This is a genomic window from Kiritimatiellia bacterium (genome assembly GCA_028715905.1).
Taxonomy (GTDB): domain Bacteria; phylum Verrucomicrobiota; class Kiritimatiellia; order JAAZAB01; family JAAZAB01; genus JAQUQV01.
This window is the reverse complement of record JAQUQV010000003.1, coordinates 31,421-45,203: the sequence shown is the minus strand read 5'-3', so window position 1 is coordinate 45,203 and position 13,783 is coordinate 31,421. Positions and strand designations below refer to the sequence as shown.

The 13,783-nt window shown below is 55.4% G+C and carries 12 protein-coding genes; 6 read left to right on the top strand and 6 right to left on the bottom strand.

The window, feature by feature from the left end:
• Nucleotide 1: 1 nt before the first annotated feature.
• The 4 genes from PHP98_01535 to PHP98_01520 all read right to left on the bottom strand — a co-directional run bounded on the left by PHP98_01535 (nt 2) and on the right by PHP98_01520 (nt 4,980).
• The gene (locus PHP98_01535) at nt 2-433 is read right to left on the bottom strand and encodes a hypothetical protein (GenBank protein MDD5482323.1); all 432 of its coding nucleotides are present in this window, start codon (nt 431-433) and stop codon (nt 2-4) included.
• 130 nt (nt 434-563) lie between these two features.
• The gene (locus PHP98_01530) at nt 564-1,733 is read right to left on the bottom strand and encodes a carbohydrate binding domain-containing protein (protein ID MDD5482322.1); all 1,170 of its coding nucleotides are present in this window, start codon (nt 1,731-1,733) and stop codon (nt 564-566) included.
• Between the two features lie 7 nt (nt 1,734-1,740).
• A complete protein-coding gene (locus tag PHP98_01525) occupies nt 1,741-2,856 on the bottom strand; it encodes a hypothetical protein (protein MDD5482321.1) in 1,116 nt (371 codons plus the stop codon).
• 24 nt (nt 2,857-2,880) lie between these two features.
• Nucleotides 2,881-4,980, bottom strand: a complete 2,100-nt coding sequence (locus PHP98_01520) for a hypothetical protein (GenBank protein ID MDD5482320.1) — start codon at nt 4,978-4,980, stop codon at nt 2,881-2,883.
• A 290-nt stretch (nt 4,981-5,270) separates the two neighbouring features.
• On the opposite strand from PHP98_01520, the gene PHP98_01515 reads away from it, so the two are divergent.
• From PHP98_01515 to PHP98_01505, 3 genes are all read left to right on the top strand, one after another.
• Nucleotides 5,271-6,068, top strand: coding sequence for a sugar phosphate isomerase/epimerase (locus PHP98_01515; protein MDD5482319.1), 798 nt, complete (start codon nt 5,271-5,273; stop codon nt 6,066-6,068).
• 58 nt (nt 6,069-6,126) lie between these two features.
• Nucleotides 6,127-7,221: a Gfo/Idh/MocA family oxidoreductase gene (locus PHP98_01510; GenBank protein ID MDD5482318.1), complete on the top strand. Its 1,095-nt coding sequence runs from the start codon at nt 6,127-6,129 to the stop codon at nt 7,219-7,221.
• 361 nt (nt 7,222-7,582) lie between these two features.
• Nucleotides 7,583-8,356 (top strand): AraC family transcriptional regulator, encoded by a 774-nt coding sequence (locus tag PHP98_01505; GenBank protein ID MDD5482317.1) that lies wholly within the window; start codon nt 7,583-7,585, stop codon nt 8,354-8,356.
• Between the two features lie 97 nt (nt 8,357-8,453).
• Here PHP98_01505 and lpxA read toward each other — a convergent pair whose 3' ends face one another.
• Entirely contained in the window at nt 8,454-9,254 is an 801-nt protein-coding gene (gene lpxA, locus PHP98_01500; GenBank protein ID MDD5482316.1) for an acyl-ACP--UDP-N-acetylglucosamine O-acyltransferase, read from the bottom strand.
• A gap of 3 nt (nt 9,255-9,257) precedes the next feature.
• A complete protein-coding gene (locus tag PHP98_01495; GenBank protein ID MDD5482315.1) occupies nt 9,258-9,530 on the bottom strand; it encodes a hypothetical protein in 273 nt (90 codons plus the stop codon).
• A 103-nt stretch (nt 9,531-9,633) separates the two neighbouring features.
• Between PHP98_01495 and PHP98_01490 the strand changes: the two genes are divergently transcribed.
• The 3 genes from PHP98_01490 (at nt 9,634) to PHP98_01480 (ending at nt 13,764) form a co-directional block, all read left to right on the top strand.
• On the top strand, nt 9,634-11,379 hold the full coding sequence (locus PHP98_01490; GenBank protein MDD5482314.1) for a DNA topoisomerase VI subunit B: 1,746 nt from the start codon (nt 9,634-9,636) through the stop codon (nt 11,377-11,379).
• 114 nt (nt 11,380-11,493) lie between these two features.
• The gene (locus PHP98_01485; protein ID MDD5482313.1) at nt 11,494-12,642 is read left to right on the top strand and encodes a DNA topoisomerase IV subunit A; all 1,149 of its coding nucleotides are present in this window, start codon (nt 11,494-11,496) and stop codon (nt 12,640-12,642) included.
• A 213-nt stretch (nt 12,643-12,855) separates the two neighbouring features.
• Complete coding sequence (locus PHP98_01480) at nt 12,856-13,764, top strand: DUF362 domain-containing protein (protein ID MDD5482312.1); 909 nt, start codon at nt 12,856-12,858, stop codon at nt 13,762-13,764.
• Nucleotides 13,765-13,783: the final 19 nt, after the last annotated feature.

Here is a 13,783-nt window from a genome sequence, read left to right as displayed (position 1 = left end):
ATCAAAATTTTACCGGGGAGGCAAGAAAATACACGTATTTACCCTCGCTTATACGGGTGGGATTTGATGCTTTGCCGACAAAAACAATGGCGTCTTTGCCAAGCGACCAGAGACCGCCGTTGGTGATGATGATGCGGTTAAATCCGGCGCTGCCGCTGTAGCCCATGTACACGTTGGTGGCATTATGCCATGTTGCCCCGTCCACCAGCACAAAATTGTTGGTGGCAGATCCGGCATAACCCACAACCGCCGTGGTCGTATTCAAGACCGCGCCGTTGGTCAGGATATATCCGTTATCGGCCGTGTTGCTCCCGACCACAAAGCAAACGTAATTGGACGTCCCGGCGTCATTGGTATAAATTACGCCGCCATCCAAAACCAGGTCATCCGCATATGATCCCGAGATCGCCAGGACAGCGACTAATCCGCTCAATATTCGTCTCATCATGCACCTCCTGCTCATGCTCTCATTCCAATCCAAGGCGGCAGCGCCGCCATTAAAAACTTTCCCGGGTGGCGATTCGCCGGCCTTATTTAAAATTCTACGCAAAGGTGTATCATGTTTAAAAGGAACGGTCTAAAAAAACCGCCTTTTCCAGCCAGACCCGCCCACGCCCGCGGTATTCATCGGGCCAGTCGTTCATTCCGACCGTAATCCGCTTGAGCGGCAAATCAACAACCTGGTTGCTGTCCCCGCCCCAACACGTCGCATGTATTTCATGCTTCCTGGGCGGCCGATACAGTTTATCCATGGCACGATAAACCGTCCGCCAGCCTTTCCAATAAACCGGGGTAATCGGCAAATAATGATTCTCTCCGCCGTTATCCTCCAGGATAAGAAACAATTCATGCCCTGATCCGTCCCCGTACATTGTTACGGCCGCCAGGCCGGCCTTTTCGCCGGCATTCGCCGCCGCGCGTATCATCACGCAATCATGTCCGGCCGTCTCAAAGCGATAATCAAGCCGCAGGCAATCCCGGCCTTCCACCTGTTCCCGTTTCACCCGCGCCGCCCGCGTTTTAACCCCATACCTTTCCCCCTGGTCGCAAAAAATCTCCCAGTCCGCCGCGGGCGCCTTGATCTGAAATACGCTCCTCCCCGGCTGGCCGGCATACCCCTCCTCAACCAGCCGCACATCATCCAGCCATACGCGCGTCGCGCCGTAAAACAAGCACGGATAAAAATTCACCGTTTCCGGCGTGCGCGATGTCGCAACAATCACCTTTTCCACGTATTGCCAGTCCGCGCTCTGCCGCAGAGTTTTTAACGACCCGCCCCACCATTGTTTTTTGCCATCCTCTTCATTATAGCCATCATAATACAAGCATACCACCTTGCCGTCATTGGTCGCGACGTCCGCCTTGATCCACGCGCTGAATTTATAAGTCATATCGGGTTCCAGCGCCACTTTTTGAAAAATACCGCCGTGATATCCCTCCCTCTCCGAGCTTAAACGCAGGCAATTCCGCCCCGCGCGGCCATTTTCCGGGGTAACCCCCCACTCAATAACATTGCTCCCAGCCATTTTCTCGTGACAAGACCAGTCCGCCGGCTTTCCGGTGAGCCGGTCTGTTTTTTCAAAATTCCCGTTCCGCAGGAAATTCGGCGGCGCGCCGTCAGTTTTTTGATTTTCGCCTCCGGTTTTCCGGCCGGCAGCGTCAATCAAATGACATCCAACCAGCATCAAGCCTGCCGCCGGCGCGATCAACAAGAACATGCGCGTCAATGTCATATGATAACTATCCCCCTTCATCCTTCATAAACCGGATGTTGCGCACGCCGATTCTACCCGCGCGTTTCACGGCTTTATCGGACCGGACCACGCCCACTTCAATCTGCTTGATCGGAAAATCAATCGTCTGGTTCCCGTCTCCGCCCCAATGGGTCGCATATATCTCCCGCCCCGGAGGCTTCAAAAATATTTCGTAATTCAACGATATTTTACGCCACCCGTCCCAGTTCAGACTGACCGTGCCGATTAAGTGTTCCTCATCTCCGGCGTCCCGCGCGATCAGATACGCTTTGTTCGCGGACCCGTCCCCGGCTATTTCCATTAAAACCTTTTCGGAATTGCCGATACGCGCCGGCATCCGCACGAAGACCCCCGCGTATTCGCCGGTTTCCTTGAAATCATATTCCAGCCAGGCCGCATTATCCTTCTCTTCGCAGCCCCGGCCCCGTTTCACGTTGTTATTCCCGGCATCTTCCCATGCTTGCGCGCGCATGATTTCATTGACCGTCAACTCACCGACCTGCCGCCCGCTCTCCTGAATCTCGCTTATCCTTACCGCCCTGATTTCATATTCCGCGCCGGACTTGTTCCCCATAAAGCCAACCATGGCCGGCAGAATCTGGCTGAACCGGTGCTGCCGAATATAGACGCCGTCCCAAAAAAACTTTACCATCAGCCCGCGGCTTTCCAGCCTGACCTTGTGAAACACGTCTTGATCAAATGGAATATTGCCGCCTGACATCTGATTCGCGGCATCAGCCGTCGCCCTCAAATAATAATAACGTTCTCCGGGCGTGAACATTAAAGACATGTAATTCTCCGGATCATCATAACCGACGATAATATCAACCCATGGATATTGCGCGTTCCATTTTGCCACCCGAACCTCGCATTCCAGCGCAAAATCGCCTTCCATCGGTTTGGCCGCCAGGATCACCCCGCCGTCCGTGTTGCATAAACTGCCGTTTTTGATCGTCCAATATCCTTCCTTTACCACCCAGTTCGCGCCGATTTCCGGACGGTCAAACATTTCGTCCAGAATAACCTTCCCGGCCGCTTGCTCCGCGCTTCCCGCCGCGGCCCCGGCCGCTATGCCTATCGCCAGCAATATTATTTTTTTCATCGGTTAAATATTCCCCCTCCCGGCTCATTTTTCCTCAATTTCAACAATCCGCACGTCCCCCGGCGGGACCGTCAATTTCAATTCCTTCATCTCCGCCCCCGTGACCCATTCGCGGACGGCGCCATGGGCAAACCGCGGTTCCAGACTGACCTCAACCGCTTCTTCCGGCTTTAACACTTCCTTCTTGCCCGGATATTTATAAATGCCGTCATTATTGATCAAGGTTACCACCCATCCCTTGCCGTTCCGGTTATAAAGTTTTTCCACATTCCCGCTCACTTTCACGGGCGACAATTCATCCGCTATCCTCCCCATCACTTCCGAATAAACTTTCAACATCCGGTTCGGCTTCGGCCCGTCAATCGTCATCCAGCCCGCAAGGCCAACCACGATCGCCCCTTTGCCTTCCCGTTTAATGGTCACCAGCGGGTCGCCGTTTTCGGTCCTGATCAGCGCCTCCGCGCCTTTTAACCCTGCTTTCCGATAGGTGCAGCTTTGGTCTTCCTCCACCCGCTTGTCTTCCCCCTCCACCCGCCAAACCTTTGCCTGCAGGTCCGCCCGGCCGTCTTCCAGCCCGGCCGCCTCCCATAATGCCGGCGTCATCTGCGCGACTGCCATAAAGACCACTCCGCCGCCCTTGACATGCTCTTTTATCCGGTCTTCCAGCCCCTCATTCATCCGCACATTCCCAACCAAAGCAAGACACCGGTAACTGCTTAACACCTCGCCCCCGGCGTCGCTGGTCAACACGTCAAATATATCCCCGAAAGGACCGGTCACCAGCGTATTGGATTCAAACGACTTGGTCTCCTTGCGCCTTTCTTCCCACGGAAACACAGTGTTGATTATCGCCCGCGTCTGCCATTCGCCAGGCCCGTACGGGACGCAAGATATGGTATGGATCTGGCTATATTCCAGGATACAGCCGTGGTTCTTGTCAAACACCAGGGCGATCGGCGCGTATGGAATCCCCCGCTCATGCCCGGCAGTCACCGTGTCATAAAACCTTTCATATATCCGGCCCAGCGGCGAGAGATATGTCTTCCGATCCTGCAGCGCGAGTGTGCAGGGCGGAATTGAATCCACGGTATCCGCGTCAAAGTTCGCGAAAAAAGCATTCTTATCGCCTTCTTTTCTCGCGACACCTGTTCCCGCCATGTACGATGCGTATAACATGCGCTTCATCAACGACCAGGAAGTGCCGCTGTAAGGACCGACGTCATAGGTGCCTCCGGATCTGGTGGAGTTCAGCCGCCGTTCATCCGGCCGCACAAATAAATAACGGGTCTCCGCATCGCCCACCACTCCCCCGCCCCAACTCGCAATATACACCACCCAGGGCACGTCATATTGCCGGCTGGCGCCGCGCGAAAACGCCAGCTGCATAGGCGTGCAACGCTCGTTGCCGCCGATTTCCTCCCCGGTTATGCTCACACCCATCCGGCATTCCCAGTGATTCATAAACGTGGCCTGGCCGGCATAGACGGGAATGCCGGCCGCCTGCAGTCCGCCCCACGTGTTTTTAAAATGCAATTCAAAGAGATGAAAGGCCTCGTCCCGGTTCCGCACCAGTGGAATCTTGTATTCTTCGCATACCGTTTTCACCCCTTCCACCCCCCTGTTGCCAAGGAACGGATGACTATACCACTCAAGCGCGTAAACCCCGAGAAATCGTTTCCCGAAATCCCGCTTGATCCGCATCAGCGCATTGGTATCCATGGTCTTCGGACGTCCGTATATGATGATCGGATTATCCCTTTGGCTCAATACTTCTTTATAATACGTGCCGTCCGGGTCTCTCATCGCGCCATAGGACACGCGTAAAACCCCCTGTTTCCAGCAGGGCACTTCCCCGAAAAGCCGCGTTTCATTCCCGACCCGGACCTCTTGATTCTGGATTTCCAACGGACTCTCAATGTAAAAATCGCGCGCTCCAACCGGACGCGCCGCCCAGCGCTCCGGAATCTTGAATTTATCGGCGTTATCCAGATTACATATAGGGGCGCCATCGGCGCAAGACTCCGCCAAAATAAAACAGGAAATCAATGCCAAAAAACCAATGCTCAACCGCATAACCCGCGCAACCGCCGGTTTCAGCACATTGCCGTCTTCTCTTGATTCCATATCCGCCCTCCTCCTTAAAAAAAGCGCTGTTCTTTCATTATATTCCGCCCGCCGATGCGGTTGTGCCTGAATTTACATTATCTTTCGCCGATATCAACCATATTTTTACGCCGAAACCGGGATGGGGCCGGAACAAATCATGATCATGCTTCTCGTCAACAAATAATACTTTTTGTCAATTGCCTTTTTCCCGGGCTTCTTTAATAATTTTTCACATAGCGCGGATTGCGCACGTTGCCATGCAGAAATCAAGGCCGCTCAAGAATAACATCACGGGAAGGAGCAAAAACATGTTAAAGCCATTGTCGGTTCAATTGTATTCCTTGCGGGAAGCCGCTCAAAAGAATTTTGTTTCCGTGCTCAAAAAAGTCGCCCGAATCGGTTACAAAGGGGTGGAGCCCGCCGGGTTCTGGAACCTGCGCCCCGGGGAATTCAAGAAGATCATCGCCGATCTGGGGCTGGAACTGTATTCCTCCCACTCCCCCTGGGCCAATGAGCGCAATCTCGGCGAAGTGATGGAAATCGCCGACATCCTCGGCCTTGACAAGATTGTCTGCGGCTACGGCCCGGATCAATTCAAGGACATGGACGCGATCAAACGCACCGCCGAGACCACCAACACGATGCAGACCATCCTCGCCAAAAACAATTTTACCCTCTTCCAGCATAATCATGCTTTTGAATTTCAACGCCTGAATGGCAGGCTCAAATACCAGATCTACGCCGAGCTTTGCCCGAAGGTTAAATTTGAAATTGACTCTTTCTGGTCCACCAATTTGGGCAAAGAGGATGCCGTGGAAATACTGAAAATATTTGCGAAGCGCACCATCCTGATCCACGTCAAGGACGGAATCCTGAAACAGCCCCGGCGGAAGTTCAAAGTTACCCGGGGCATCCTGGACCGCAAACTGGACCTGTGTCCGCTCGGCAGCGGCCAGCTGGATATCAAAGCGCTGATCGCCAACCTGCCGGAACAGGTCAACAGCATCGTCGTGGAGCTGGACTACTGCAACATGGATATGTTCCGGGCCATTGAAATGAGCTATAAATACATGACGCAAAACGGACTGGCCGCGGGCAATAAATGAAGCACCCCGCGGCGGTTTCCGCCGCCGACGCAATCCGCGAACAACAAGGATTATTGAAATGAAAAAGTCAAAAATCGGCATTATTGGCTGCGGCATGATCAGCGACACCTATTTCAAGGCTGCGCAGACTTTTGAAATCCTTGAAACGGTTGCCTGCGCCGACCAACTGCCGGCGCGCGCCAAAGCCAAGAGCGAGCTCTATAACCTGCGGAGCATGACCACGGCCGAACTGCTCGCGGCGCCCGGGATTGAGATCGTCATTAACCTGACTCCTCCCAAGGCCCACTATGAAATCACTATGGCCGCGCTCAACGCCGGAAAGCACTGCTATTCGGAAAAGCCGCTGGGCGTCAGTTTTGAAGAGGCATGCCAAATCACTAAAACGGCAAACGCAAAAGGACTCATGGTCGGCTGCGCGCCGGACACCTTTCTCGGCGGCGGACAGCAAACCGCCCGCAAGATGCTTGATGACGGCTGGATTGGCAAACCCATTGCCGGAACCGCCATTGTCATGGGCCGGGGGCCTGAAAAATGGCCGCAGGCGCCTTTCTTCTACGATATTGGCGCCGGACCGATGCTGGACCTGGGGCCCTACTATATCACCGCGCTGGTCAACCTGCTGGGACCGGCGGCAAGCGTTACGGCCGTAACCTGCAAGGGAACTGAAACCCGCCGCGGCGGTCCGGATACGGTTCCCCGCACCTATCCGGTGAACGTTACGACGCACCTGAGCGGCATGGTTGAGTTCCATTGCGGCGCAATCATAACGGTTATCACCAGCTTTGAAGTTCACAAACACAGCCACTGGCCAATTGAGCTTTACGGTTCCGAAGGCACCCTGCAGGTTCCGAATCCAAACACCTTCGGCGGCCCCGTGCGAATCTTTCGCAATGGATATCATGATTTTGAATGCGCGCCGCTTGCGCACATTTACGCTGAAAACTCCCGCAGCATCGGCGCGGCCGACATGGTTTATGCCCTGCAAAGCGGCCGCAAGCACCGCGCAAACGCCGAACTCGCCAGCCATGTTCTGGAAATTATGCTCGCTTTTGACGAATCCAGCAAACTGGGCAGGAAAGTAAAAATGACCACCACCTGCACGCGGCCAGTCCCGCTCCCCCTGGGATTGGAACATGGCATGCTTGACGAGTAAAAAACCCGCGCGCCGCCCTGTCTTGCGTTCAATTCATTCGTTTGCCGCCCCTGAATATCCGCCCCGGATTGGGCCCGCCAAAGACAGCAACTTTTGAGCGGCGCGGTAGCCGCATCCCCATGCGGCGATTCCGGATAATAAAATATACATCGCCGAACAGGGGTTCGGCTCCTGCCTGCCACGGCGCGCAATCGCCGAACAGAAGTTCGGCGCCCACCCCGATTTTGTGCTTTTTTGCGGCAAGATTTTCCGCCGTAGGCGGATCCGCCTCCGGCGGAAAATTCCTATGCCTTGACATAATTGAACAAAACCATTATTTGTTGCCGTTAAGCCGCGAATTTTACACGGGATGGCAACGAGCATGGATATTATTCTCAAACGGGTGTTTTATTATAAAGCGCCGCATCATAAGCGCATCACGCCGGTAAAGATTCCGGTAAAGCATGAGTACATTGAACTGCTGACTGACGGGGAAGTGTATTTTGGCGAAGGCGCCGGCCGCGCGGCACACGGATGCGGCCATATGTTCTGGCATATTCCCGGCGACTTCTCGGTCTATGACAACAACCCGGAGTTTCCTTACCAATGCCTGGCGCTGCTTTTCAAAACCGGCAATACCGGGCAGCGGCATACGGCAAGATGTTCATATTGGTCCGACAATTACGAAGTAAGGAAATTCGCCTTCACCATACTCAGGGCTTTTCTCGGAAAAACCGTCCCGCACAAACTGTTGGGCATTTATGCCTATTCCCGCCTCCGGTGGGAGGCCTTGTCCAGCCATGAAACGGAAACGGACAACCGGCTGCCTCCCGCCCTGAACAAAGCCCTGGAATATATCAGAAACAACTATCACGCGGCCATCTCCGTGGCGGAGGTCGCGGAATATTCAGGCGTAAGCGAAGCGCATCTCTTCCTGCTGTTCAAAAAACATCTGGCAAACAGTCCGCACGCTTATTTGAATGCGTTCCGCCTGACCGAAAGCAAGCAGCTGCTGGTAAAGGGGAGCGGCAATATCAAGGAAATCAGTTATCAATGCGGATTTGAAAACGTTGAGAGTTTCTATCGCTTCTTTAAAAAGCACACCGGCCAAACCCCCGGCCAGTACAAAAAGAAAGCTTCAACAATCAATTTTTAGCCGCCGGCGCGGAACGGGATCAAAACAAGACGGCCGCAACCGGCAAAAAGGAAAGAAGGCAGAACATATCCGCCTGGCGGCATGGCCGCTCTAAAATCTATTCGCCGTTTTCGCCGGAAATCCTGGCGGCGCATACGCCCCTTTTGGAGGCGGCGATAAAATCGCATATTTCGCGCGCGTACGGAGATTGTTCCTCCCGCCGGATTTTCTCAACCGCCTGGGAAACATTAAGGCCCGAGCGGAAAAGAACCGCAAAAACGCGCTTGATAATCAGGCGGTCGGGGGCGGAAATGCCGGCCCGGCGCAGACCGACCACGTTGATCCCGGCCAGCGCGTTCAAATGCACGCTGGCCGCGGTGCAGAACGGCGGCACGTCCTGGCTGAGGCCGCTGTTGCCCCCCAGCATGGCCAGACGGCCAATCCGCACGAACTGATGAATGACGCAGTTCCCGCTGATGAATGCGCGTTCGCCGACTTCAACATAACCGGCCAGAAGGGCTCCGTTTGCCAAAACGACGTTATCGCCAAGCCGCACATTGTGCGCCAGATGCGAGTTGGCCATCAGGTAACAATTTTCTCCGACCGCGGTGGTCGTTTCGGCCTTTGTGCCGCGGTGGATGGTAACGCCTTCGCGAATGGTTGTTCCCGCTCCGACCCGGACATAACTCACAACGTCTTGATAAACAAGATCCTGGGGCAGGTCGCCGAGAACCGCATGGGCATGCACGACGCAGTTTCCGCCAAGCGAAACATGTTTATGAACAACAACGTGCGGGCCGATTTTAACCCCGTCGGCAATCTGCGTCTGCTCGTCAATGACCGCGTAAGGGCCGATGACAACGTTTTCGCCTATTTCGGAGTTTTTATGCACTACGGCGGTCTGATGAATTTGGGTCATACACTATCCCTTTCCGGGCGGCCTTGAGGCAACACAGGGAAGTAATATCGCCAAACAAGACCCGAAAGGCAATAAAAAACACTTCCCGCGGGCAATATCGCCGTGCGGCACGTGCACTTCCCCGCCCCACTCAATGGCGGCCAAACCGGCTTTTTTCACCAGGGCGGCCACTTTCCGGCAGGAAAGTTTGCGGAATGTTACCGAAGTTAATCCGGAAATAAACATGTTAATGCCTGAATATTGCAAGAGAATCGTGCAATATTCGCTTTCACTCAAGCGGGCATTGCCCGCTGGTAAAAAATTATTGTTATATATTCGCGTTTTATTGTCAATTTTTAATTGTTTTTTTGCGTATTTTCCTTATCGTTTCCTTCCGCTTATGAGGAAAAAAACTTTCAGGCAAACCGCGCCCGGCAAAAACGTAAAAAACAATGCCGGCCGCCAATCCGGCCGTGCCCGGCCGCCGGCGGACTCCGGCGCCACCGCCGAAAGCATGGCCGCCAGCCAGCGGGAAATATCGGTCTCCGAATTTTTTCTCAAAAACCGCCACCTGCTGGGTTTTGACAACCCGCGCAAGGCGCTCCTGACCGCCGTCAAGGAAGCGGTTGACAATTCCCTGGACGCCTGCGACGAAGCCGGCATCCTGCCGGAAATCGGCGTTGAAATCCGGCAGACCGCCGCCAAACGTTTCGTGGTATCGGTTACCGACAATGGACCGGGCATCCTGCGCAACCAGATCCCGAAAATATTCGCCAAGCTGCTTTACGGCTCAAAGTTCCACCGCCTGCGCATGTCGCGCGGCCAGCAGGGCATCGGCATCAGCGCCGCCGGAATGTACGGGCAGTTGACCACCGGCAAGCCGACCGTCATAAAGTCCCGGACAAAAAATTCAAAAACCGGCCACCACCTTGAAGTGCAGATTGACACGCGCCAGAACAAGCCGGTCATCCTCAAGGACCAGGAACTGGAATGGACGCCGGAATTCGCCGGCGGCGAAACGGGCGGGGCGGCAACCGCCAGGCACGGCACCTGCGTGGCCATTGAAATGGAGGCGGCCTACGCGCGCGGCAAACTTTCCGTGGATGAATACCTGAAACAATGCGCCATCGTCAACCCCCACCTTCAACTGCATTACCGCATCAGCGCGGCTGAGCCGGGAAAGGAAAAGGACGTTCCCGGGGAAAAAGGGACGGCGCCGTGGACCACCTTTGCGCGGGCCACGCACAAAACCCCGGTCCAGCCCTTTGAAATCAAGCCGCATCCCCACGGCGTTGAGCTGGGCATGCTTATCCAGATGCTGAAAGACACCCCCCATAAATCCCTCAAGGCCGCCCTGCAGCACGATTTCTCGCGGATCAGCGACCGCGTGGCGAAGGAAATCTGCGAGCGGGCCGGATTAGCCCCTAAGGAGCGGCCGGCCCAGATCGCGCACCGCGAAAGCGAGGCGCTCTTCAAGGCCATCGGCGAAACCAAGTTGATGCGGCCGCCGACCGACTGCCTCTCGCCGATCGGCGAAAAGGAAATAATCGCCGGGCTGGAGAAGGAAATCAAGGCCGATTTCTACACGTCCGTCACGCGCAGTCCGGAGGTCTACCGCGGCAATCCCTTCCAGATTGAGGCGGGAATCGCCTACGCCAAGCCGGACGCCGCCCAGGGACTCGGCGCGGAAGAGCCGGCCCGCGTCCTGCGTTTCGCCAACAAGGTTCCGATGCTTTACATGGGCGGCGCCTGCGCCATCACCAAGGCGGTCTCCGCCATCAATTGGAAAAGCTATCACCTCGCCCAGCCTTCCGGCTCTCTGCCGCTGGGACCGCTGGTGATCATGGTCCATATCGCCAGCGTTTGGGTGCCCTTCACCAGCGAAAGCAAGGAGGCCATCGCGCATTACCCGGAAATCATCCGCGAAATAGTTTTTGCCCTTCAGGAATGCGGCCGGCGGCTGGCGGTCTATTTGAGCCGGCGGCGGCGCCAGGCGGAACTGGAGCGCAAGCGGAATTACATTGAGCTCTACCTGCCCCATCTGGCGCTGGGTCTGAAACAAATCCTGGAATTTGACGACCGGCAGGAAAAAGCCGTGTTGCACAAACTGCAAAAGATGCTGGAAAGGACGCATCTGGAACAATAGCAGAATGACCCTCACAGAAAAGCGAACGCCTTGCGCTTCCCGATTCTCCGGGAGGCCGGGAGAGCAGGCGAGAAATATCCGAAAATCAGAAAGATTCAGCACTTGAGGAAAAACATGGCAAAGACGTCAGACACCGTAAAATTAAACACAGCAAAATACAATATCGTCTCCAAAAAAGACGCCGCCGCTAAAATCACGCGGACGGCCGGCGATATTTACGCGGATATTGTCAAAAAAAACACCCGCCCAAAAATGCGTTTCCCGATCCGCTCCCTGAGCAACGTCAAGTACGACCCGCGCAAGGGCCATTTTGAAATCCTCAACAAAACGGCGACGCGCACGCTCTCCTACAACACGGTCAAAACTTTCGCCCAGTCCATGCGCCTGCTGGCCACCACCAAGAACGACCTGCTGGACAAGAACGACATCGCCGGGAAGCGCGAAATTTATTACAACAGCAAAAGCTGGGGCGAATGCCGGTTCAACGAACAGCCGGAAAGCGACTCGCTGTTGGACGACATGGAAGCCATGCTCGCCGTCAACCGCGAACAACTCGGTTATATTCCCGAGGAGCGCGGCGGCGAAGTTACCGGTCCGCTCACGGTCATTGATGTTGATCCCGGCACGCGGGACGAAATCAGGATCAACTGCGAACGGCTCGGCACCGGCGCATGGAGCATTCCCTCCCAGGTTGAGCACCTGCGTTTTGAGACAAAGGCGAAATTCGTGCTGGTAATTGAGACTGCCTCGCTCTTTCAACGTCTGGTGCACCACCGCTACTATGAAAAGGCGAACTGCATCCTGATTTCAATGAGCGGAGTTCCGACCCGCGCCTGCCGCCGGTTCATCCGCCGCCTCTGCGACGACCGCCGCCTGCCGGTGCTGGCATTCACCGACGGCGACCCGTACGGCTACTGCAACATCTACCGGACGCTCAAGGTCGGCTCGGGCCAGGCCGCGCACATCAACCAGTTCTTCTGCGTGCCGCAGGTCCACTATCTCGGCGTCACCCCGCAGGACATCATTGACTTTGACCTCAAGGACGCCACCCACCCGCTGGAGGAAAACGACATTAAACGCGCCAGGGACGCGCTGAAAAACGATCCCTTCATTAAACACCACAAGGAATGGCAGGCCGCGCTGGAGCAGATGCTTTCCATGGGCGTGCGCATTGAGCAGCAGGCCTTTGCCAAACACGGCCTCAATTACGTGCTGGAAAAATATTTGCCTGTAAAAATCAAAAAAGGCGCCTTTTTGCCGTAGCCGGTCTCCCCCGCCCCCCGCCGCCCGATTTTAGCGCCATTTAAACATGATACACTTTTGCGTAGAAGTTTAAATAAGACCGGCGGATCGCCAGCCGGGAAAGTTTTGGATGGCGGCACTGCCCCTTAGACGGGAATCGCATTGATTTCTACTTGCCTGACGGCCGTTCTTCAGGTACGCTTAAATCAAATAATTGCGCGTTTTCATTTAATTATGAAAAACAGCATAACCCGCCGGGAATTTATCGCGCGCGCCTGCGCCGGCACGGCCGGCATTATCTGCCTGCCGGGCGTCATCCGGGCGCAAGTCCTGCAGCCGGACGCAAAACCGGCGCTTTACGTGATCCACGGCAAGAATATCGCCGGCATGCTGGCCGCCGGCATCGCCAGGATGGGCGGATGGAAATCATTTGTAAAACCGGGGGGGCGCGTTGTGTTGAAAGTAAACGCGGCCTGGGCCAGTTCGCCGGAAGAGGGAGGCAATACCAACCCGGCCTTGGCGGAGGAATGCATCCGGCAGTGCCGCCTGAACGGCGCCCGCGAGGTGCTTCTCCCCGAAAAAACCTGTTCTCCGGCGAAGGAATCATTCCGCCGCAGCGGCCTCGCCGCGGCGGCCGAAAAATCCGGCGGAAAACTTTATGCCCCGGCGCCGCGGGACTTTCGCCGGGTGAAAATATCAAAAGGGGTGTCGCTGAAAGAGATTGAAGCGGTCGGAGAAGTGCTGGACGCCGAATGCCTGATCAACATGCCGGTCGCAAAAAGCCACGGCGGCGCGGGACTGACCATTTCCATGAAAAACTGGATGGGGTCGGTAAATGACCGGGGTTTCTGGCACCGCAACAACCTGCATCAATGCATAGCCGATTGCAGCACCCTGATAAAACCGAAATTGATCATTGTGGATGCCACCCGGATTCTGCTGACCAATGGGCCGCGGGGGCCGGGCAAGCTGGCTTATCCGGACCAGATTATTTTCGGAACGGATCCCGTGGCCGTGGACGCCTACGCGGCCACGCTTTTTAAAAAAGAACCGTTTTCCATCCGCCATATAAAAATCGCCCACGAAATGGGCATAGGCTGCGGCGACCTGAGCCAGGTCAGGATTGAACACGGCAACGTTTGAATCAATAAATGCGGACATA

What these genes read in the sequence shown, in the direction of transcription:
- PHP98_01530 (MDD5482322.1), bottom strand. Translation starts at nt 1,733, where the DNA reads ATGACATTGACGCGCATGTTCTTGTTGATCGCGCCGGCGGCAGGCTTG.
- PHP98_01525 (MDD5482321.1), bottom strand. Translation starts at nt 2,856, where the DNA reads ATGAAAAAAATAATATTGCTGGCGATAGGCATAGCGGCCGGGGCCGCG.
- PHP98_01520 (MDD5482320.1), bottom strand. Translation starts at nt 4,980, where the DNA reads ATGGAATCAAGAGAAGACGGCAATGTGCTGAAACCGGCGGTTGCGCGG.
- PHP98_01515 (MDD5482319.1), top strand. Translation starts at nt 5,271, where the DNA reads ATGTTAAAGCCATTGTCGGTTCAATTGTATTCCTTGCGGGAAGCCGCT.
- PHP98_01510 (MDD5482318.1), top strand. Translation starts at nt 6,127, where the DNA reads ATGAAAAAGTCAAAAATCGGCATTATTGGCTGCGGCATGATCAGCGAC.
- PHP98_01505 (MDD5482317.1), top strand. Translation starts at nt 7,583, where the DNA reads ATGGATATTATTCTCAAACGGGTGTTTTATTATAAAGCGCCGCATCAT.
- lpxA (MDD5482316.1), bottom strand. Translation starts at nt 9,254, where the DNA reads ATGACCCAAATTCATCAGACCGCCGTAGTGCATAAAAACTCCGAAATA.
- PHP98_01490 (MDD5482314.1), top strand. Translation starts at nt 9,634, where the DNA reads ATGAGGAAAAAAACTTTCAGGCAAACCGCGCCCGGCAAAAACGTAAAA.
- PHP98_01485 (MDD5482313.1), top strand. Translation starts at nt 11,494, where the DNA reads ATGGCAAAGACGTCAGACACCGTAAAATTAAACACAGCAAAATACAAT.
- PHP98_01480 (MDD5482312.1), top strand. Translation starts at nt 12,856, where the DNA reads ATGAAAAACAGCATAACCCGCCGGGAATTTATCGCGCGCGCCTGCGCC.